This window comes from Gellertiella sp. DMC107, from assembly GCF_056313605.1.
The window spans coordinates 425,930-446,575 of sequence record NZ_JBQUZZ010000004.1; the positions used below are offsets into that span (position 1 = coordinate 425,930).

Genomic DNA, 20,646 nt, shown 5'->3' on the forward strand with positions numbered 1-20,646 from the left:
CCCCGCACCGGTTAAGCGATGCGGGGGCATGACGTGACGGATGCTACATACGGGGCAGGGGCGGTAAGCAAAGTGCCTCGACGGGGCATATGGGGCTGGATGCTGTTCGACTGGGCAGCCCAGCCCTTTTTTACCGTCGTAACCACCTTCATCTTCGGACCCTATTTTGTCGCTCGATTGACCAGTGATCCGATCGGGGCGCAGGCCATGTGGAGCAACATGGCAACGATTTCCTCGGTAATCATCGCGATCTTTTCTCCCGTTCTGGGCTCGATTGCCGATCAGTCAGGGGCGAGGAAGCCGTGGATTGCCGGATTTGCGCTGATCAAGATCCTGAGCCTCTGCGCCCTTTGGCAGGCAGCGCCGGGTTCACCGCTGGTGGTCCCGGTAATCGCCATGATCCTGGCGTCGATCGCTGCCGAATTCTCGATCGTTTTCAACGACTCGATGATGCCGCGCCTGGTTCCGAAGGAGGAAGTCGGCCGACTGTCCAACATTGCCTGGGGTCTCGGTTATCTGGGCGGTATGATCGTCCTGATTTTCGTCGTTGCCTTCCTGGCCGGGAGCCTCGAAACAGGAAAAACCCTGCTTGGCGGCGATCCGCTGTTCGGGCTGGACCCCAAGACGGGAGAGGATGCGCGCATAACCGGACCGATCTCGGCCGGATGGTATCTTCTTTTCATTCTGCCGATGTTTTTCTTTACCCCCGACGCGCAAAAGGGTCTTCCGATGCGGGCCGCCATTTCCCGTGGCGTCCTGGAGCTGAAGAAAACGCTCGGCGAGCTAAAGCACCGAAAGGGAATTTTACGCTTCTTGATCGCGCGAATGCTTTACCAGGACGGCGTCAATGGCCTGTTGATCCTTGGCGGCACGTTCGCTGCCGGAATGTTCGGTTGGGCGACGATGGAAATCGGGCTCTATGGCATCATGTTGAACGTCGTGGCAATCTTCGGCAACATGATAGCCGGCTGGCTGGATGCCCGTGTAGGATCGAAACGGGTGGTGATGGTGTGCCTTCTCCTGCTGATCGCCGCAACACTGGGCGTGATTTCGACCGGGCCAGGCTATACGCTCTTTGGGTTCCTTCCCCTCTCGATGGAGGATAACGGCGGCGTGTTCGGCACGGCAGCAGAAAAGGCCTATATTCTGTATGGGCTACTGATCGGAATTTCCTTCGGACCCGTGCAGGCCTCGTCCCGCTCCTACCTCGCGCGCAGCGTGACATTGAATGAGGCAGGGCGTTATTTCGGCATATATGCGCTCTCGGGTAGAGCAACCAGCTTCATGGCCACGCTCGCCTTTTCGCTCGTCACCTATGCAGCGGCTTCGGCCCGCATGGGCATGGCCACGTTGCTTTTCTTCCTCGTCGCCGGCCTTCTGGTCCTCATGACGACGCCCTATCCGGCGACCGCTTCGGACGACACGTGAAAAAGGCCGCTACCGCGGCCTTTTCCCGATTGAAACAGTCTCTTCTGCTCAATGCAGGAAATGACGCATGCCGGTGAAGACCATGGCGATGCCATGCTCGTCGGCGGTCCGGATGACCTCATCGTCCCGCATGGAACCGCCAGGCTGGATGACGGCCGTTGCGCCCGCTTCCACCATGGAAAGGAGGCTATCCGGAAAGGGAAGGAACGCTTCCGACGCGACGGCAGAACCAATGGTCAGGGGCTTTTCCAGTCCCATGAGCCGGGCGGCTTCCTCCGCCTTGATGCCGGCAATCCGTGCAGAATCAACGCGGCTCATCTGCCCGGCGCCGATACCGACGGTGGTTCCGTCTTTGGCATAGACGACCGCGTTCGACTTCACGTGCTTGGCCACCTTGAAAGCGAACTTCATGTCGACGATCTCGGCTTCGCTCGGCGGGCGCTTGGTAACGACGCGCAAATCGAGATCCTCCACAATGCCATTGTCCCGTGTCTGGACCAAAAGCCCACCGGCCACGGTCTTTGCCGAAAGCCCGCGCTCGCGGGGGTCGGGCAATCCGCCTGTGACAAGCAGCCGCAAATTCGGCTTGCGTGCAACGATGGCTGCCGCTTCCGCACTCGCTTCCGGCGCGATGATGACCTCTGTAAACAGCTTGATGATTTCCTCCGCAGCGTCCGCGTCGAGGATCTGGTTCAGCGCGATGATCCCGCCGAAAGCGGAGGTCGGGTCGCAGGCAAGTGCCCGGCGATAGGCATCGGCCAATGTGGAGCCGACCGCGACACCGCAAGGATTGGCGTGTTTGATGATGGCGCAGGCGGGACCGTTTTCCGGCAGGAAGCTGGACACCAGCTCGAAGGCGGCATCGGTATCGTTGATGTTATTGTAGGAGAGCTGCTTGCCTTGCAGCAGGGTAGCGGTCGCCACGCCTTTCCGGTTTTCCCCGGTAACATAGAAGCCGGCGCTTTGATGCGGGTTTTCTCCATAGCGCATCTTTTCCTTCAGGACGCCGCCGATGGTGCGATAGCGCGGAGTCTCGATATCGAGCGCGTCAGCGAACCAGTTCGAGATGGCTGCATCATAAGCTGCGGTACGAGCGAAGGCTTTTGCAGCCTGGCTTTTGCGGTAGTCGTACGAGGTGCAGCCATCGTCGAAGCGGAGGCTCTGCAGCAGCGCCGGATAATCGGAGGGGTCGGTCAGAACGGTGACATAGGCATGGTTCTTGGCGGCCGCACGCAACATTGCTGGGCCGCCGATATCGATGTTCTCGACCGTTGTCGGATAGTCCTCTCCTTTGGCGCGAACCTCTTCGAAAGGATAGAGATTGATCGCAAGGAGATCGATCGTCCCGATGCCATGTTCCCTCAGGGCAGCCTGATGCTCCTCGTCGTCCCGGATGGCCAGGAGCCCGCCATGCACCTTTGGATGCAGGGTCTTCACACGTCCGTCCATGATTTCCGGGAAGTCGGTGATCTCCGACACATCGGTGACTGGAATGCCCTCGGCCGCTATCGCCTTATGGGTGCCGCCGGTGGAAAGAAGCCGGATGCCCATTTCATGAAGCGATCGGGCAAGCTCGACGATGCCGGTCTTGTCCGACACCGAGAGAAGGGCTGTGCGGATCTTCACCTTATCCGGGGCGGGGATCTTTTTCGATGCAATGGCCATGGGTCTCTCCTGCCGCTAGCCGCTTTCAACGCTGGTCTGGCGTCGCCTAGCACACCGGGCGGAAAGAGGAAACCGGCCTATCGCTGCCGAAGGAGTTGCCAGTCGATTTCGGCACCCGCATTCAGCGGAAAATGGACTTCGAGCTGCTCGGACGCACGAATGCCGGAGGCGTCGGCAAAAAAGATATCTTCGGAAATCAACACTTCCTGTCCTTCGACAGAGAAAAGCCAGGCCTCCCCATCGGGAGCTTTCAGCAAGACGGAATCCCGGCTGGCCTGAATGAGGTCGATAGCGGGATGCACGTGAAAGCGGGCCACAGCCATGGCTGTCTCCTCCGGCCCAGGCACTGCGCCGTCGGGCCTTCGGAAAAAGTCGCGCCCACCCAGCCTGGTCCCGCTTTTCGACAGCCGCAAATGCCGATGGTGAACCAGCCCGAACAGGCCGGCATATCCATCATGGCTGAGACCCAGGCAATCGTCGCCGCTTTCGTTTTCCTCCCGCTGGACCCGAATATGATCGGGGTGCTCCGCCATCACCGGCCCGAGATAGGGCGAAGGCGAAAGACGTCCCGAGGACGTTTCGTTGAGAATGACGGTGGAATGTGCAGCGCTCGTCCGCGCCAGCTGTCGATAATGGTTGCTGGCAAAGCGCGGCGATCCGGCATTGATGATAAATCGGTTCTTCCCGGCCGACATTTCGAAGGACAAAAAGCCCGCATGGGCCGTGCGCGACGTTTCCAGATCGGACGCCATCCCGGAATCGACGATGACGACCGTTTGACCGGCCGTCATTCGCTGATAATGCATATGAGGGAGGGCTTTGAACGGTTGCCCGGCTGTTTCGTCATACCGGAGGACCGCCATCATCTCATTGGCGAGTGTTGCCGTCGCACCGTTGAAGAGCGCCAGGTCCCCACTTTGATGACGGAAAAACCGCAAGGCAGGATACATCCGGTCTATGCCCGATATCAGCCGTGCCGGCATATCGTGACCGAGATTCATATAGGTTTGTCTCAGCGGCAGCAGATCCAGCAACAGATCGAGCGTCGTGCGGGGATTGCGCGAGACATGTCCGCCATCGGGCAGAATCTGGCGCTCGATTTCGTCATCGAGCCGCGCGGAAGCCCGTCGGATCTGGGCCGCTCTGGAGGGAACCGCAAGCACCAGCATCGCAAGGGCAATGCGAATTCGAAACCGGGTTTCCGGGTCCACGCAGCTGGCGCACATATGCTCCAGATAGCGGCCCTGATAGGCCAGGCTTCTGCAGAAGCGGCGATAGAAAACGGTGTCCGCTCCGCTCAGCAAGACCGGGGAATGGCTGAGCCAGGCAATCACCCTCGAGGCGACGATTTCGGGTTCCCAAGCCAGCCCATCAATCACCCGCCCATGGGTCGACAGCCATTGATTGACAATAGAGCGTGCCGTGGTCGAAGCCTGCGGGGTCTTGATGGCACGGAGATGGCGTATCCAGCTGAAGGCGTGCAACCGAAGCGCAAAGGCACGGGTCGGCAGCTCCAGGAAGAAAGGGGAGGTACCATTCGTTTCCAGAAGCCGGCCCGCAAGAGGATACCGGCCCTCCAGAATTTCTTCTGCCACATAAGCATCGATCGGACGGAGATCCGTCGGCGCCACGATGAGACGGTCCGGCGTTCGCCCGGCACCGCGGAAATAACGCAATTGAAACAATGCCATGCGTCGACGGAACCGACGAGCTGCCTCCGTTAGATATGCCCGATAAAGTTGTCCGCCTGATAAGATCCGCATGCCGTCACAGTTGATTCCCGCCCCGGGACAATGCGCGGGGGCACCCACCATTTCAAGGCATGATTTGAATTTATCAATTGCGCCGCCGTATTTGGCTCCCTTATCGGCGCCGCAAAGCGACGGCATAGAAGCCATCCAGGCCACCGGCGACACCCTCGAGGTCGGCGAGCATCGCCGGCGTTGTACGGAATGCTCCATCGGGCGAGATTGCGTCCTCAAGTCCCGGCCATGCCGCAGGATCTACCGGTATGCGCTCCAGATCAGCCCTCTCCGCCAGCAGGTTCGACACCATATCCTCCCCTTCCAAGGGATCGAGCGAACAGTTGGAGAATACGATGGTACCTCCCGGGCGAACGAGATCGCAGGCGTGGCGGAGCATTCTTGCTTGAAGTTGTGCCAGCTTTTCTATGTCTGCGGGACCCTTGGTCCAAAGCACATCCGGATGGCGGCGGGTGGTGCCGGTGGAAGAGCAAGGCGCATCCAGCAAGACTGCGTCGAAGGGTTCATCAGGCTGGAAGTCCAGCATGTTCGCTTCGACCAGCGTAGCGTCGAGCTTCAATCGGTCGAGATTGGTCCGCAGTCGTTTGAGGCGGCTTGCCGATTGGTCGAGCGCCGTCACGATGGCCCCGGCCTGGACAAGCTGCGCGGTCTTTCCGCCAGGCGCTGCGCAGAGATCGGCGACGCGACGCCCTTTCAGATCGCCGAATATGGCAGCTGGCAGGGTGGCGGCAGCATCTTGAACCCACCATTCGCCCTGCTCGAAACCCGGCAGGAGCGGGACGGGATGATCGAAGGGTTTCAGGCGTATGCTACCGGTCGGAAGCACGACGCCACCCAGTGTGCTGGCCCACTGCTCCGGGTCGGATTTGACGGTAATGTCAATTGAAGCGGGCGTGAGCTGGGCCTCGGCAATCCGCTGGGCCTCGGTGGAACCATACACCTCTGACAATCTGTCGAAGAACCAGGCGGGTATGGACGGGACAGCCGCCATACGATCGAGGATCTGTTGCTTCTGACGGCCGAAACGACGCAGGATCGCATTGACCAGCCCGGCAAACCGCCGGTTTCTGGGGTCGGCATTGGCCTGTTCGACCGCAAGATCGACGGCAGAGTGATCCGGAATATCCAGATAAAGGATCTGGGCAGCGCCGATTGCAAGGACATGGTGCAATGCCCTTGCGCCTTCGGGCAGCGGATTTTCCAGCATCGCCGAGAGGGCGTCGTCGATCCGCGGCAGGTGTCGCAACGTCGCGTTGAGCATCGCGCGGACCAGCGCCCTGTCCTGTTCGGAGAGGGCTCGATAGGCGGGATTGCCGTTTTGGGCATCCAGCATACCGTCAAGAGACACTTTCCGATCGACCACTGCAGCAAGGATTTTTGCTGCCGCTGCCCGGGCTTCCAGTCCTGGTTTGGCGGAGGCACGGGGTGCAACCCGCTCTCCCTTCGCCTTTTCCCCTTTGGAGCTGGCAGGTCGACGGGAGGAGCGATGCTTATCTGTGGTCAAGACCAGGGTCCTTTGGGCTGCTGAGGATCACCGCGCCCCCATGCGGTATCGGGCACGGAGCGGGCTTTTCGGGTGGGATTAGCAGTCTGGGGCCGCGGCGTCGAGGCGCTTCCCATCTCCGAAGCCAGGCGCTCCAGCGCAGCTATGCGGTTTTCCGTATCCGGATGCGTGGAGAAGAGATTGTCCATCCGTTCACCGGAGAGCGGATTGATGATGAACATATGCGCGGTGGCGGGGTTCCGCTCCGCATCGGCATTGGGATAATGCTCCTTCCCCCGCGCGATTTTGCCCAGCGCAGAAGCCAGCCACAGCGGATTGCCGCAGATTTCCGCGCCCCGACGGTCGGCAGAATATTCCCGCGTGCGGCTGATCGCCATCTGCACCACCATGGCAGCAAGCGGGGCCACGATGACGGCCACCAGCACTCCAAGCCCGCCAAGCGGACTGCGGTTCTCGCCATCGCGGCTGCCGCCGAACAGGAACGCGAAATTGCCCAGCATGGAAATCGCCCCTGCCAGCGTGGCAGTGATGGTCATCGTCAGCGTATCGCGGTTCTGGATATGGGCCAGCTCATGGGCCATCACGCCAGCGACTTCTTCCGGTTTCAGCATTTGAAGCAATCCGGTTGATGCGGCAACAGCCGCGTTTTGCGGGTTTCGCCCGGTTGCGAAGGCATTCGGCTGCGGACTGTCATAGAGAAAGACCTTGGGCATCGGAAGGCCGGCATTCTGCGAGAGATCCCGGATCATCTGGAAAAATTCCGGCGCATTTTCCTCATTGATTTCCCGGGCGCCATAGGTCGACAAAACCATACGGTCGGAATTCCACCACGAAAAGAAATTCATGCCGGCGGCAAAGAGAAGCGCAATCATCATGCCGCTCTGGCCGCCGATCAGATAGCCTACCCCCATGAACAGCGCCGTCATGAAGGCCAACAGCATCGCGGTACGCACGAGGTTCATCGAACGAAGCTCCTTTTGCCCAGACCATCTCTTTCCTGGCCATGCTTTACCCTATAAACTGGGGGACGGTAACGCAGATTTCAACAAAGAGCAGGTCCATGTCTTCCGCAGGAAATGACAACAACCCGACCGCCATTCCCCATCCGGCCCCGGAAACGCCGAAGGAGCTGCCCGCGGCCGCCCATCGGGCACTTGAGGAGGCAGCTGCCCGCAGGGCTGCAGAATTGGCCGCTGCTCCTCCTACCGAATATGGCGGGCGCGGCGGTGCGGATCCGTCCCGTTTCGGCGACTGGGAGATCAATGGCCGCGCCATCGATTTTTGAGCAGGCAACCACAACCATACCGGTTATTTAGTATGTAGACACGCGATCCGAGTTTTCTATGCTTGCTCCCGGGAACCTCGGAGGGCGCCATGAACCGCATCGCAAAACTTCTGCTAGCTTTACTTGTATCCGGTAATGGAGCACTCGCTGGTGATGTTCCACGTGGAACGCCATGGACGGAAAAAAGCCCTGCGGTTCTCCCGGTGCGGCTGACCTGCAAATCGGCCAGCACTTGCTATGACGCAGTGGTTCTTTGGTGCGGTGGCTATTACGGCGCCGATCGCGATCAGGACGGCATTCCCTGTGAAACGGTCTGCTCCAGCCGCGCGGAAGTTCAGGCAATAGAGGCCGAGATTGGTTGCGATCTGTAATCGGCAAGAGCAGTGGGCCCAGGCAAAGTTCCGGGGGCACTTCCCTCGAAGAAAAGAACGGGCGCCGAAGCGCCCGTTCTGCTTTTTAACCCTTGTTCTGCCGGTTGGCGATCAGGTCATCGACCACGGCCGGATCGGCAAGGGTCGAAGTATCACCGAGCGAGCCGAAATCGTCTTCGGCGATCTTGCGCAGGATGCGGCGCATGATCTTGCCGGAGCGGGTCTTCGGCAGGCCGGGCGCGAACTGGATCTTGTCCGGCGAGGCAATCGGTCCGATTTCGGTGCGAACATGCTTTACCAGTTCCTGACGGAGCGCATCGGTCGGCTCGTGACCCTCCATCAGGGTGACGTAACAATAGATCCCCTGACCCTTGATCGCATGCGGATAGCCGACAACGGCGGCTTCCGAGACGAGATGGTGGGAGACGAGCGCCGATTCCACTTCGGCCGTGCCGAGGCGGTGGCCGGAGACGTTCAGAACGTCATCCACGCGGCCGGTGATCCAGTAATAGCCGTCCTCATCCCGGCGGCAGCCGTCACCGGTGAAGTACTTGCCCTTGTAGGTGGAGAAATAGGTCTGCACGAAACGATCGTGATCGCCATAGACCGAGCGGGCCTGACCCGGCCAGCTGTCGGTGATGCAGAGATTACCGTCGGTCGCACCTTCGAGCACATTGCCTTCATTGTCCACCAGCTCCGGCTTGATGCCGAAGAAGGGACGGGTGGCCGAGCCGGGCTTGAGGTCGGTCGCGCCGGGCAGCGGCGTGATCATGATACCGCCCGTTTCCGTCTGCCACCAGGTATCGACCACGGGGCACTTCTGCTCGCCGACCACGTTATAGTACCACTCCCAGGCTTCGGGATTGATCGGCTCGCCGACCGAACCCAGTAGGCGAAGCGTGGAACGCGAGGAGCGCTTGACGAATTCGTCGCCGGCACCCATCAGCGACCGGATGGCGGTGGGAGCGGTGTAGAAGATATTGACCTTGTGCTTGTCGATCACTTCCCAGAAGCGACCCTGATCCGGGAAGGTCGGTATGCCTTCGAACATGACCGTGGTCGCGCAGTTCGCCAGCGGCCCATAGACGATGTAGGAGTGGCCGGTAACCCAGCCGACATCCGCCGTGCACCAGTAGACATCGCCCTGATGATAGTCGAAGACATATTCATGGGTCATCGAGGCATAGACGAGATAGCCGCCGGTCGTATGCATCACGCCCTTGGGCTTGCCGGTCGAACCGGACGTGTAGAGGATGAACAGCGGATCCTCGGCCTTCATCTTCACCGGCTCGCAATGCGGCTTCACGGTCGCCATTTCCTGGTGGTACCAATGGTCGCGGCCCGGTGCCCAGCCGATCTTGCCGCCCGTGCGGCGCACGACCAGAACATTATGTACGATCACATATTGCTTGGCGGCGAGATCGATCGCGATATCGGTGTTTTCCTTGAGCGGCACAGGCTTGCCGCCGCGCACGCCTTCGTCGCAGGTGATGACAAAGGTCGACTCGCAGTCAACGATGCGTCCGGCCAGCGCTTCCGGCGAGAAGCCGCCGAAGACGATGGAATGGATCGCGCCGATGCGGGCGCAGGCGAGCATGGCATAGGCGGCTTCCGGGATCATCGGCATGTAGATGGTGACGCGGTCACCCTTCTTCACGCCCATCTTTTTCAGCACGTTGGCCAGCCGGCAGACATGCTCGTAGAGCTCGTTATAGGTGATCTTCTTGTCGATATAGGGGTTGTCCCCCTCCCAGATGATGGCGGTCTGGTTGCCGTGGGTCTTCAGGTGACGGTCGATGCAGTTGTAGGAGACGTTGGTCAGCCCATCCTCGAACCACTTGATCTGGGCCTTGCCCTTGAAAGAAGTGTTCTTCACCTTCGTATAGGGCTTGAACCAGTCGATGCGCTTGCCATGCTTGCCCCAGAATTTTTCCGGGTCGTCGATGCTTTCCTCGTACCACTTGAGGTACTTTTCATTATCAATCAGGGCTTGGGCTTTGGCCGACTTCAGGACCGGATACGTCTTCGACGCCATGAACTCCTCCTCTTGGCACAGCAGGCGACCGGGCTCCATTCCTGATGGGCTCACCCCCCGGTTCGCATTTGTCGAGCGGACCATATCACGATGCACCGCCCTCGCAATTAGACAAAGGTCACCGGCTGGGGAATAACGAATGGCCGAAAACCCGCCGACGTTATGCATGCATTGCATTGCTCAAACAATTGCAATTTGACCCGTTTGCGTTTATAAGCCTCCGCATTTCCCGGAAATCAGTGTGGTGACACCACGGCCCGCGGCCCCGGCGCGGACGGACAGAAGGACTATATCCATGGCTCAACAGTTGCTCATGCCGAAGGCGACCGCCATCTGGCTGGTCGACAACACGGCGCTGTCGTTTGACCAGATCGCGCAGTTCTGCAGGCTTCACCCGCTGGAAGTAAAGGCCATCGCCGATGGCGAAGCCGCGCAGGGCATCAAGGGCCTGGACCCCATTTCCACCGGTCAGCTTTCGCGCGATGAAATCGCCCGCGGCGAAGCCAATCCGGACCACAAGCTGAAACTCTCCGAGCCGAAGGTCCGCGTACCGGAATCCAAGCGCAAGGGCCCCCGCTACACGCCCGTATCCAAGCGTCAGGATCGTCCGAATGCCATTCTCTGGCTGGTGCGCAACCATCCCGAACTGAAGGATGCCCAGATTTCCCGTCTCGTCGGCACCACCAAGTCGACGATCGAGCAGATCCGTGACCGCAGCCACTGGAACTCGGCCAATCTGACCGCCATGGACCCGGTGACGCTCGGCCTCTGCAGCCAGATCGATCTGGACATGGAAGTGGAAAAGGCCGCCAAGAGCCGTCCGCTGCCGACCGCTGCCGAGCTCGGCGCGACCCTGCAGCCGGCCTACGAGACCGAGAAGGGCGGCTTCGACTACAGCCAGGACGAGGAAAAGGAAATCGACGCCGATGCGGTTTTCGCCAAGCTGAAGTCGCTGAAGTCGGACCGTCCCGTGGAAGACGAAGAAGACGATCTCTACTGAGATCGCCTGACGGGAAGACATCAAAAAACCCCGCTTCGGCGGGGTTTTTCTTTGGCTAGCGAGTACGGGCAGGGTATCGGCGATCAGCCGTGCCCGTGGGCCTTCAGATGGCCGGTGATCTCGTCGAGGATCGCGGGATCGTCGATGGTGGCGGGCATTTTCCACGGCAGGCCATCGGCGATCTTCTGCATGGTGCCGCGAAGGATCTTGCCGGAACGGGTCTTCGGCAGGCGATCGACGATCATGACCGTCTTGAAGGCGGCCACCGGGCCGATCTCGTCGCGCACCAGATTGACGATCTCCTTCTTGATCAGCGCCGCATCGCGCGTCACCTTGTTCTTCAGCACCAGGAAGCCGCAGGGGATCTGGCCCTTCAGCTCGTCGGCGATGCCGATGACAGCGCATTCCGCCACATCGGGATGCATGGCGCAGACTTCTTCCATGGCACCTGTCGACAGGCGATGGCCGGCGCAGTTGATAATGTCATCTGTGCGCGCCATGATGAAGAGATAGCCGTCCTTGTCCATGTAGCCGGCATCGGCGGTCTTGTAGTAGCCGGGAAACTCCTCGAGGCAGGAGGAGCGGAAGCGCTCGTCCGCATTCCAGAAGGAGACGAGGCAACCGGGCGGCAGCGGCAGCTTTACCACGACATTGCCGAGCGTATCGGGACCGACCGGATGGCCCTCGTCATCCAGTACCTCGATCTTGTAGCCGGGAACGGTGACCGATGGGGAGCCATATTTCACCGGGAGCTGGCCGAGACCGACGGGATTGCAGGCCATGGGCCAGCCGGTTTCCGTCTGCCACCAGTGATCGATAACCGGGACATTGAGCATCTTCTCGGCCCATTTGATCGTTTCCGGATCGGCCCGTTCACCGGCGAGAAAGAGCGTGCGGAAACGCGAGAGATCGTATTTGGCCACGTACTCGCCATCTGGATCGTCCCGGCGAATGGCTCGGAAGGCAGTCGGTGCGGTGAAAAGCGCCTTGACGTCGTGTTCGGAGACCACCCGCCAGAAGGTACCGGCATCAGGCGTGCCGACCGGCTTGCCTTCGAAGATGATCGTCGTATTGCCGGTCAAAAGCGGGCCATACACGATGTAGGAATGGCCGACCACCCAGCCGATGTCGGAAGCAGCCCAGAAGACCTCGCCGGGATTGACGCCATAGAGGTTCTTCATCGACCAGGCGAGTGCGACCATGTGGCCGCCATTGTCTCGCACGACGCCCTTCGGCTGGCCCGTCGTGCCCGAGGTATAGAGCACATAGAGGGGATCGGTGGCCTTGACCGGCACGCAAGGCACGCGCATGCCCTTCTGGCGCTCGGCCTCGACGGCCGTTTCGAAATCCACGTCGCGGCCGGCGTGGAGGGGCGCATGCAGCTGGTCGCGCTGGTAGATCAGACAATGCTCCGGCTTGTGTACCGCCATGTCGACTGCATGGTCGAGCAGCGGCTTGTAGGCAACGGTGCGGCCGGGCTCCAGGCCGCAGCTTGCGGAAATGACGAGCTTTGCCGCGCAATCATCGATGCGGGTTGCCAGTTCATGTGCGGCAAAGCCGCCGAACACGACGGAATGGATCGCGCCAAGGCGGGCGCAGGCGAGCATCGAAAACACCGCCTGCGGGATCATCGGCATGTAGATGATGACGCGGTCACCCTTGCCGATGCCGAGCGCGGCAATCGCAGCGGCAACCGCCTCTACCTCGCGCAGAACCTCCGCATAAGTAAAGGACTGTTTGGCGCCGGTCATGGGGCTGTCGTAGATAACGGCCTTCTGATCGCCGCGTCCGGCTTCCACATGGCGATCCAGACAGTTGTAGCAGGTATTGGTTTCGCCATCGGGGAACCAGCGTCCATAGACGCCGGAGGCCGCATCGAAGACCACCTCCGGCGGGCGGGTCCAGTGAATCGCCTGCGCCTGTGCCTTCCAGTAGGCCTCGGGATCGGCACTCCATGCGCTGTAGGTCTGGTTGTAAAGGCTGTCCATATGTTCCTCCCGGTTCCTCGACCCGAATGCTCAGGCAGGGGCTGCCCCCCGCGAAATCGGCGCGAATTTAGGGGCGAAACGGAGGCAAGGGAAAGCCATACTAAAGCAGGGGAGGAGGCCAGGACCGGGGGAAAGCTCCTACCTTTCAGCCTTTTTGGCCGCAATTGGAGGGCTCGTTCCCCTCTTTTCAGCGGGCGCCGAAGATTGCAGATCCCACCCGAACGCTGGTTGCACCGAAGGCAATGGCCGTTTCATAATCGCCAGACATGCCCATCGAGAGCTTGTCGAGACCCGCTTCCTTTGCGAGTCTGGCAAGCAGGGCGAAATGCGGCCCTGGGTTTTCCTCCGCCGGGGGGATGCACATGAAGCCGATGACGTTGAGGCCAAGTTCGTTCTTGCAGAATCCGGCAAAGGAAACCGCCTCTTCCGGTGGGATGCCGGCTTTCTGCGGCTCAAGACCGGTATTCACCTGCACATAGACGGGCAGAGGGCGCGCTTGCGCCTTCATTTCCGCTGCCAGCGCCCGGGCAATCTTTTCGCGATCGACGGTTTCGATGACATCGAAGAGGGCGACCGCATCGGCCGCCTTGTTGGACTGCAGCGGCCCGATCAGATGAAGTTCGATATCGGCCTGCTCGGCCTTGAGCTCGGGCCATTTGCCCTGGCTTTCCTGCACCCGATTTTCCCCGAAAACACGCTGGCCTGCAGCAATCACCGGGCGGATTTCTTCCGCACCGAAGGTCTTCGACACGGCCACAAGCCTTGCCGATCCGCTTGCCCTGCCGGCAGCCTTTTCTGCTGCCGCAATTTTCGCCCTGACTTCGCTGAGCCGCGCCTCGATCGTCATGCCATGCCTCGCTGGTGAATGCTTTGCATCATCTCTATGGGCTTGAGTAAACCTGAGCGGTGCAGATGCCAAGCCTCGCTATGCCCGGCGAGGCGGCAAACTTTGCCGCAGCAGGGCTGGAAAACTTGACGCTCGGGCGGTTTCGTGGTGAAGGTCAGCCCCAATTCATCCCTGATTTTCTGGAATTTTCTCGACATGGCCAACGAACGTTACAATCCGCGCGACGCCGAGCCCCGCTGGCAGGCGAAATGGAACGAAGACAAGGTTTTCGAAACCCGCAACGACGATCCGCGCGAGAAATATTACGTCCTCGAGATGTTCCCCTACCCATCTGGCCGCATCCATATGGGCCATGTGCGCAACTATGCGATGGGGGACGTGGTAGCCCGCTACAAGCGCGCCCGCGGCTATAACGTGCTGCACCCGATGGGCTGGGACGCGTTCGGCATGCCCGCCGAAAACGCGGCCATGAAGAACAAGGTTCATCCCAAGGCCTGGACCTATGAGAACATTGCCACCATGCGCGGCCAGCTGAAAAGCATGGGCCTGTCGCTCGACTGGTCGCGCGAATTCGCCACTTGCGATGTCGATTACTACCATCGCCAGCAGCATCTCTTCCTCGACTTTCTCGAGAAGGGTCTGGTCTACCGGAAGAACTCCAAGGTCAACTGGGACCCGGAGGACATGACGGTTCTGGCCAATGAGCAGGTGATCGACGGCCGCGGCTGGCGCTCCGGGGCGCTGGTGGAACAGCGCGAGCTGACCCAGTGGTTCTTCAAGATCACCGATTTCAGCCAGGATCTGCTTGATTCACTGGAAACGCTTGACCAGTGGCCCGAAAAGGTCCGGCTGATGCAGAAGAACTGGATCGGTCGCTCCGAAGGCATGACCATCCGCTGGGACGTGGTGGCAGGCGATGCCGCCAAAGACCATGACGAGGTGACGGTCTATACGACCCGCCCGGATACGCTTTACGGCGCCTCCTTCCTGGCGATTGCCGCAGATCATCCGCTCGCCAAGACGGTTTCCGAGGCAAACGAGGCCGTTCGCCAGTTCTGCGACGAGTGCCGTCGCGCCGGCACCTCTCTCGCCGCGCTCGAAACTGCCGAGAAGAAGGGCATCGACACCGGCGTGAAGGTGCGCCATCCGCTCGATCCCGCTTGGGAGCTGCCGGTCTATGTCGCCAATTTCGTGCTGATGGATTACGGCACCGGCGCCATCTTCGGCTGCCCTTCCGGAGACCAGCGAGACCTCGATTTCGCCCGCAAATACGACCTGCCGGTCGTCCCGGTCGTCATGCCGCGCGATGGCGATGCGTCGACCTTCGCGGTTGGTGACGTCGCCTATGACGGCGACGGGGTGATGATCAATTCGCGCGAGCTCAACGGGCTATCGACCGAAGAAGCCTTTGAGGTTGTCGCCAGCCGCATTTCCGGGCAGATTCTGCGCGGCGCTCCGCAGGGCGAGCGGAAGGTGAATTTCCGGCTGCGCGACTGGGGGATTTCCCGCCAGCGTTACTGGGGCTGCCCGATCCCGGTCATTCATTGCGAGGTCTGCGGCGTGGTGCCGGTTCCGAAGAAGGACCTGCCGGTGAAGCTTCCCGATGACATCGATTTTGACAAGCCCGGCAATCCGCTTGATCGTCACGCCACGTGGCGGCATGTGGCCTGCCCCTGCTGCGGCAAGGATGCCCGGCGCGAAACCGACACCATGGACACCTTCGTCGATTCCAGCTGGTATTTTGCGCGCTTCACCGCACCCTGGGAAAAGAACCCGACCGATCCGGATGCGGCAAACAGCTGGCTGCCGGTCGACCAGTATATCGGCGGCATCGAGCATGCGATCCTGCACCTACTCTATTCCCGCTTCTTCACCCGCGCCATGCAGGCAACCGGCCATCTGGACCTGAAGGAGCCCTTCAAGGGCCTGTTCACCCAGGGCATGGTGGTGCATGAAACTTACAGCCGCGGCGAGGGCCTCACGCGCGAATGGGTTTCCCCGGCGGAACTCCGCATCGAGGAAACCGACGGAAAGCGTCGCGCCTTCCATCTGGAATCCGGCGAAGAAGTAAAGATCGGCTCGATCGAGAAGATGTCGAAGTCGAAAAAGAACGTGGTCGATCCCGATGATATCATCGCCTCCTACGGTGCTGATACGGCCCGCTTCTTCGTGCTTTCGGACAGCCCTCCGGATCGCGATGTCATCTGGTCGGAAGCAGGCGTTGAAGGCGCCCACCGCTTCGTCCAGCGCGTGTGGCGTCTGATCTCGGAAGCAGCCCCTGCCCTGACGGCGGTACCGGCCGCTGCGGGAACCGAAGGCGAGGCGCTGGCCGTCTCCCAGGCCGCTCACAGGACCCTGAAGGCCGTTCAGGGTGACTATGACAAGCTGGCCTTCAACAAGGCCGTCGCGCGGATCTACGAATTGGTCAATGCCTTGGCAGCTCCGCTGACGACAGCCGCCGGCGGCCAGGCAAGTGCCGCCTTGTCGAGCGCCCTTCGGGACGCAGCCATGATCCTGGTTCAGTTGATCGCGCCGATGACGCCCCATCTGGCCGAAGAGTGCTGGCGAGTTCTGGGGAAATCGGGGATGGTAGCCACGGCTGGATGGCCGTCCTTCGATGAGAAGCTCGTGGCCGAGAACGAAATTGTTCTTCCCGTACAGATCAATGGCAAGAAAAGGGCTGAATTGACAATCGCGCGTGATGCGGATCAGAATGCGGTGACAGCCGCCGTTCTGGCTCTTGCACCGGTCCAGCAGGCACTGGACGGGAAGGCCCCGAAGAAAGTCATCGTCGTTCCTCAGAGGATCGTAAACATTGTCGTTTAATGAAAACAAGACCGTGCGGCGCTATGCGCTCGTGGCCTTCGCTCTGTTGGGCGCAGGCTTTCTTTCTGCGTGCCAGGTGCGCCCTCTATACGACAGCGAGGGCCAGACTGCCGCGAAACTTGCGTCGATTTCCTTTTCCGAAGCCACGTCCCGTGTCGAACAGGAAGTTCGCAACCGCTTGATATTCCTGACGTCGGGCGGGGCAGGGGAGCCGGAAAAAGCCGATTATAGCGTCGACTTGGCCGTGACCAGCAGCGTGGCCAAACTGTTGCTGATCAACTCTTCAGATACAGCGCGGGCAGCGAAGGTCACTGTATCTGCAACCTACAGCGTCATCCGCGAAAGCGACCGTCAGGTCCTGAAGTCCGGGCGCCGTTCTGCCGTCGCTCTGGTGGACTACTCCATACAGGAATTTGCCAACAAGAGGGCTGTCCGCGACGCCGAGGACCGCGCAAGCCGCGAACTGGCAGAACTGATAAGGGCTGATGTCGCCACTGCGCTGTCCCGTTGAGCCATGGTCGAAGTCAAGAATCATGAGTTTGAGGGGCTTCTTCGAAAGAAGCCCCTTGGCTGTCGTATCTTCGTTATATTTGGCCCAGACCGCGGCCTTGTATCGGAAAGAGCGGCTGAACTAGCCGCCTTGTCCGGGGTGGATTTGAGCGATCCCTTCTCCCTTATCAAGCTCGATGCGGCAGACCTATCCACCCAACCCGGCCGAATCGTTGAGGAAATGCAGTCGCTTGGACTGTTTGGTGGAAGTCGCCTCGTCTGGATTAAAGGGGCGATGAACGAAAAACCGCTCGTAGAGGCGTTGCAGATCCTGTCGAATGACCCGCCCGGGGATAGCATGCTCCTTGTAGAAGCAGGCGACCTGAAGAAAGGGACAGGCACGCGCAAGATTGCCGATGCCAGCCCGCGCATCGCGAGTATCGCTTGTTACGCCGACGATCTGCGCGCCCTGAATGGTCTGGTCGATAGCGAACTGGCGGAGAGCGGCCTGCGCCTGACACCCGACGCGCGTGAACTGCTCGTGTCCAGCCTCGGCGGCGATCGAATAGCGTCGCGCAATGAAATCCGCAAACTCTCCCTCTATTGCAGGGGAATGCAGGTTATCGAGGAACAGCATGTCCGCGATATCATCGGCGATGCCAGCGCCATATCTGCCGATGAAGCCATAGATGCGGTTCTCAGCGGCGACCGGGATCAGTTTCTCCATGCGGCGGAAAAAATCTCTCAGTCGAAAACCCCCATTTTTCTGGTGCTTCAGGGATGCTTGAGGCAATTTCAGCTTTTGGACCAGATGCGGGCAGAGATGGAAGAAAAGAAGCTTCAGCCCGCACAAGTCATGCAGACGCTCGGCCGCTCCATCCACTTCAAACGAAAGCCGATTCTGGAGAGAGCGCTTCGAAACTGGACCGCTCAGGCCCTGCAAAGAGAGATGAACAGGTTGCAGATGGCGGTTTTGCAAACGCGCCAGCGACAGGCTTTGGAAGAGAGCATTGCCTTGCAGCTGCTTCTATCGATCACATTGCAATCGGCCCGCACCGCAGTGCGATCATAACGCCACCGAATCGTTCAGCGACGCTCCAGCAACCGGCAGATATCTTCAAGCTGCTCAAGCGTACGATACCCGATCTTGATGCTGCCAGCCTGCCCTTTATGCACAATGGTGACCTCCAAACCCAAAGCATCGCTCAGGCTTCGCTCAAGAGCCAGCGTGTCTGAGTCCTTTTCGGTTCGCCCCGCCTTGGCGGACGCGGAGGTCAAGCCCTTGATATCATTCTGCGCTAGCTTTTCCGCGTCTCGGACAGAAAGTCCCTTCGTGACGATGGTCCGGGCCAGGCCTGCAGGATCCGAAGTCGACACCAAGGCACGCGCGTGCCCGGCGGAGAGCGAACCATCAGCCAGCATGTCTTTCACGGGATCCGGCAGCTTGAGGAGCCGCAGGCTGTTCGCCACATGGCTTCTGCTCTTGCCAATAATCTCACCCAAATCGTTCTGGGTATAACCATGATCCGAGATAAGCTGCTCGTAGCCCAGAGCTTCTTCAAGCGGATTCAGATCAGCTCGCTGAACGTTCTCCACAATGGCGATTTCGAGCGCCGTGCGGTCGTCAACGTCCCGCACAATGACGGGTACCTCGGTGAAGCCTGCGAGCTGGGCAGCGCGCCAGCGCCGTTCGCCGGCGATGATTTCATACTGGTTCGCCGATAGGGTGCGAACGACGACGGGTTGAACGATGCCGTGTTGGCGAACCGATGAGGCCAGATCCTGCAGTTCGGCCTCATCAAAATACCGGCGAGGATTGCGCGGGTTACGCGCAATATATTCGATAGGAACGAGACGATCAGGATTGATCCCGCTTTGCGGGGTCTCCGCCTGAATAGGCTGGTCCATCTCCCCGATCAGGGCCGCCAGACCACGCCCCAGCCTGCGCTTAGACAGATCGTCGTTCATTGTTTACTCCACAATATCAACAGTTTAAGCGGCTTTTCTCTGCCGTTCTCTCTGGATCACTTCAGAAGCAAGCTGCAAATAGGCCTGACTACCGGCGCACTTCAGATCGTAAAGTATTGCTGGCTTTCCATAGGAAGGCGCTTCCGACACCCGCACATTTCGGGGGATCAGCGTATGGTACACCTTGTCCCCCAGATGGCTACGCACATCACTGACGACCTGCTGTGCCAGGTTGTTTCGGGAGTCGAACATCGTCAGCACGATACCCTGAATATCCAGGGTCGGATTGACGGTTCGTCTGACTTGATTGACCGTTTCGAGCAGCTGACTCAGCCCCTCAAGTGCAAAAAACTCACATTGCAAGGGGACAAGAACGGAATGCGCCGCCGCCATTGCATTCATGGTCAGCAAATTGAAGGACGGGGGGCAATCCACCAATATGTAATTGAAGCTCTGCGCCTCATCTCCCTGCAGCGCGCGCTTCAGGCGGAACACACGATCTGGCTGGCTGGCAATTTCCATTTCCAGGCCGAGCAGATCCATGGTGGACGGAATGATGAAGAGATTCGGAACCGCCGTCTGAACTGCAGTTTCCCCGACAGTCGACGCGCCGATCAACACGTCATAGGACGAATGAACACGGTTCTTGCGATCAATTCCCAGCCCGGTGCTCGCGTTACCCTGCGGATCGAGATCGATGATCAGAACTCGTTCACCGATAGCAGCAAGAGCGGTCGCCAGATTGATGGCTGTCGTGGTCTTGCCAACCCCACCTTTCTGATTTGCGATCGTGATTATCCGGTTTTTTTCGGTGCGCATAAATTCACCTGAGTTCCGTTCAGAGGGATCGAAGCGAGCGAAGTTCCATAATAACAGAATCTGCCTCGACCTTGCTCTCATGTTTTACCAGATCGAAAGACCATCGGCCACGCGCTTTGTTGATTTCATTTTGGTAATCCCGGCCTTTGTGAAAAAAGCAGGTCGTCTGTTCACTTCGCTGCACCCAGGGCAGAGATAGAGCGCACAGCGTATCAAGATCAGCGATCGCCCTTGCGCTTATCGCATCGACAGCCGGGATATCTTCATAGACCTCTTCGATACGTTTCGCGTGGATGGTGGCGCGCGCACCAGTTTCTCTTATCGCTTGCCGGAGAAAGGCAGCTTTCTTCTGGTTACTCTCGATAAGATGCACCCATCCATCTTCGAGCTCGGCAAGCAGAATTCCTGTAATGATGCCAGGAAATCCTCCCCCGCTCCCCAAATCAGCCCAGACCTTTGGGCCTGCGGAGAGCTGATAGATTTGGGCACTATCGGCTATATGCCGGTCCCAGAACTGTTGCTTGGTAGAGGGCGCCACAAGGTTCATTGTCCTGGCCCATTTGAGAAATAGCTTCTCGAATTGCTCTAGTCTTTCCTGTGTTTCACGTGAAACACGCTGCCCGTTTAGTTGCATGCTAAGAGACTCGTCTGAATTGAA

Annotated in this window: 17 protein-coding genes; 7 read left to right on the top strand and 10 right to left on the bottom strand. The window is 59.7% G+C overall.

The genetic code is table 11. From position 1 onward, the window contains the following. The first annotated feature begins 33 nt into the window (after positions 1-33). Positions 34-1,428, top strand: coding sequence for an MFS transporter (locus ACT54B_RS15800; protein WP_476046121.1), 1,395 nt, complete (start codon positions 34-36; stop codon positions 1,426-1,428). A gap of 48 nt (positions 1,429-1,476) precedes the next feature. Here ACT54B_RS15800 and purH read toward each other — a convergent pair whose 3' ends face one another. The 4 genes from purH to htpX form a co-directional block, all read right to left on the bottom strand. Further along, a complete protein-coding gene (purH, locus tag ACT54B_RS15805; RefSeq protein WP_476046123.1) occupies positions 1,477-3,093 on the bottom strand; it encodes a bifunctional phosphoribosylaminoimidazolecarboxamide formyltransferase/IMP cyclohydrolase in 1,617 nt (538 codons plus the stop codon). A gap of 77 nt (positions 3,094-3,170) precedes the next feature. Then, positions 3,171-4,856: a heparinase II/III family protein gene (locus ACT54B_RS15810; RefSeq protein ID WP_476046250.1), complete on the bottom strand. Its 1,686-nt coding sequence runs from the start codon at positions 4,854-4,856 to the stop codon at positions 3,171-3,173. 100 nt (positions 4,857-4,956) lie between these two features. Continuing rightward, positions 4,957-6,366: an RsmB/NOP family class I SAM-dependent RNA methyltransferase gene (locus ACT54B_RS15815; RefSeq protein ID WP_476046252.1), complete on the bottom strand. Its 1,410-nt coding sequence runs from the start codon at positions 6,364-6,366 to the stop codon at positions 4,957-4,959. Next, positions 6,357-7,322 carry a zinc metalloprotease HtpX gene (gene htpX, locus ACT54B_RS15820; protein WP_476046125.1) on the bottom strand — a complete coding sequence of 322 codons (966 nt, stop codon included), beginning with the start codon at positions 7,320-7,322 and terminating at the stop codon, positions 6,357-6,359. The genes ACT54B_RS15815 and htpX overlap by 10 nt, the downstream gene beginning before the upstream one ends. A gap of 98 nt (positions 7,323-7,420) precedes the next feature. Here htpX and ACT54B_RS15825 point away from each other — a divergent pair, with 98 nt between their 5' ends. Next, on the top strand, positions 7,421-7,645 hold the full coding sequence (locus tag ACT54B_RS15825; protein ID WP_476046126.1) for a DUF1674 domain-containing protein: 225 nt from the start codon (positions 7,421-7,423) through the stop codon (positions 7,643-7,645). An 89-nt stretch (positions 7,646-7,734) separates the two neighbouring features. Next, positions 7,735-8,016: an excalibur calcium-binding domain-containing protein gene (locus tag ACT54B_RS15830; RefSeq protein WP_476046128.1), complete on the top strand. Its 282-nt coding sequence runs from the start codon at positions 7,735-7,737 to the stop codon at positions 8,014-8,016. A gap of 85 nt (positions 8,017-8,101) precedes the next feature. Here the strand turns inward: ACT54B_RS15830 and acs are convergent, their stop codons facing one another. Beyond that, positions 8,102-10,051, bottom strand: a complete 1,950-nt coding sequence (gene acs / locus ACT54B_RS15835) for an acetate--CoA ligase (RefSeq protein WP_476046129.1) — start codon at positions 10,049-10,051, stop codon at positions 8,102-8,104. Positions 10,052-10,346: 295 nt separating this feature from the next. Here acs and ACT54B_RS15840 point away from each other — a divergent pair, with 295 nt between their 5' ends. Next, positions 10,347-11,051, top strand: coding sequence for a DUF1013 domain-containing protein (locus ACT54B_RS15840; protein ID WP_476046130.1), 705 nt, complete (start codon positions 10,347-10,349; stop codon positions 11,049-11,051). A gap of 83 nt (positions 11,052-11,134) precedes the next feature. On the opposite strand, the gene ACT54B_RS15845 is transcribed toward ACT54B_RS15840, so the two are convergent. Both ACT54B_RS15845 and ACT54B_RS15850 read right to left on the bottom strand, forming a co-directional pair. Beyond that, on the bottom strand, positions 11,135-13,039 hold the full coding sequence (locus ACT54B_RS15845; RefSeq protein WP_476046131.1) for a propionyl-CoA synthetase: 1,905 nt from the start codon (positions 13,037-13,039) through the stop codon (positions 11,135-11,137). 187 nt (positions 13,040-13,226) lie between these two features. Beyond that, positions 13,227-13,886, bottom strand: a complete 660-nt coding sequence (locus ACT54B_RS15850) for a YggS family pyridoxal phosphate-dependent enzyme (protein WP_476046132.1) — start codon at positions 13,884-13,886, stop codon at positions 13,227-13,229. A 195-nt stretch (positions 13,887-14,081) separates the two neighbouring features. On the opposite strand from ACT54B_RS15850, the gene leuS reads away from it, so the two are divergent. The 3 genes from leuS to holA are packed head-to-tail and all read left to right on the top strand — an operon-like array spanning position 14,082 to position 18,273. Further along, positions 14,082-16,712 (top strand): leucine--tRNA ligase, encoded by a 2,631-nt coding sequence (leuS, locus tag ACT54B_RS15855; RefSeq protein WP_476046133.1) that lies wholly within the window; start codon positions 14,082-14,084, stop codon positions 16,710-16,712. Next, positions 16,702-17,223: a hypothetical protein gene (locus ACT54B_RS15860; RefSeq protein WP_476046134.1), complete on the top strand. Its 522-nt coding sequence runs from the start codon at positions 16,702-16,704 to the stop codon at positions 17,221-17,223. Before leuS ends, ACT54B_RS15860 begins: the two co-directional genes overlap by 11 nt. A gap of 3 nt (positions 17,224-17,226) precedes the next feature. Beyond that, complete coding sequence (gene holA, locus ACT54B_RS15865; RefSeq protein WP_476046135.1) at positions 17,227-18,273, top strand: DNA polymerase III subunit delta; 1,047 nt, start codon at positions 17,227-17,229, stop codon at positions 18,271-18,273. 14 nt (positions 18,274-18,287) lie between these two features. Here holA and ACT54B_RS15870 read toward each other — a convergent pair whose 3' ends face one another. Genes ACT54B_RS15870 through rsmG form a run of 3 tightly spaced genes read right to left on the bottom strand, consistent with a single transcriptional unit; the run spans position 18,288 to position 20,622 of the window. Then, positions 18,288-19,169, bottom strand: a complete 882-nt coding sequence (locus tag ACT54B_RS15870) for a ParB/RepB/Spo0J family partition protein (protein ID WP_476046136.1) — start codon at positions 19,167-19,169, stop codon at positions 18,288-18,290. A 24-nt stretch (positions 19,170-19,193) separates the two neighbouring features. After that, a complete protein-coding gene (locus tag ACT54B_RS15875) occupies positions 19,194-19,988 on the bottom strand; it encodes a ParA family protein (protein WP_476046137.1) in 795 nt (264 codons plus the stop codon). A 19-nt stretch (positions 19,989-20,007) separates the two neighbouring features. Continuing rightward, positions 20,008-20,622, bottom strand: a complete 615-nt coding sequence (rsmG, locus tag ACT54B_RS15880; RefSeq protein WP_476046138.1) for a 16S rRNA (guanine(527)-N(7))-methyltransferase RsmG — start codon at positions 20,620-20,622, stop codon at positions 20,008-20,010. Between the last annotated feature and the right edge of the window lie 24 nt (positions 20,623-20,646).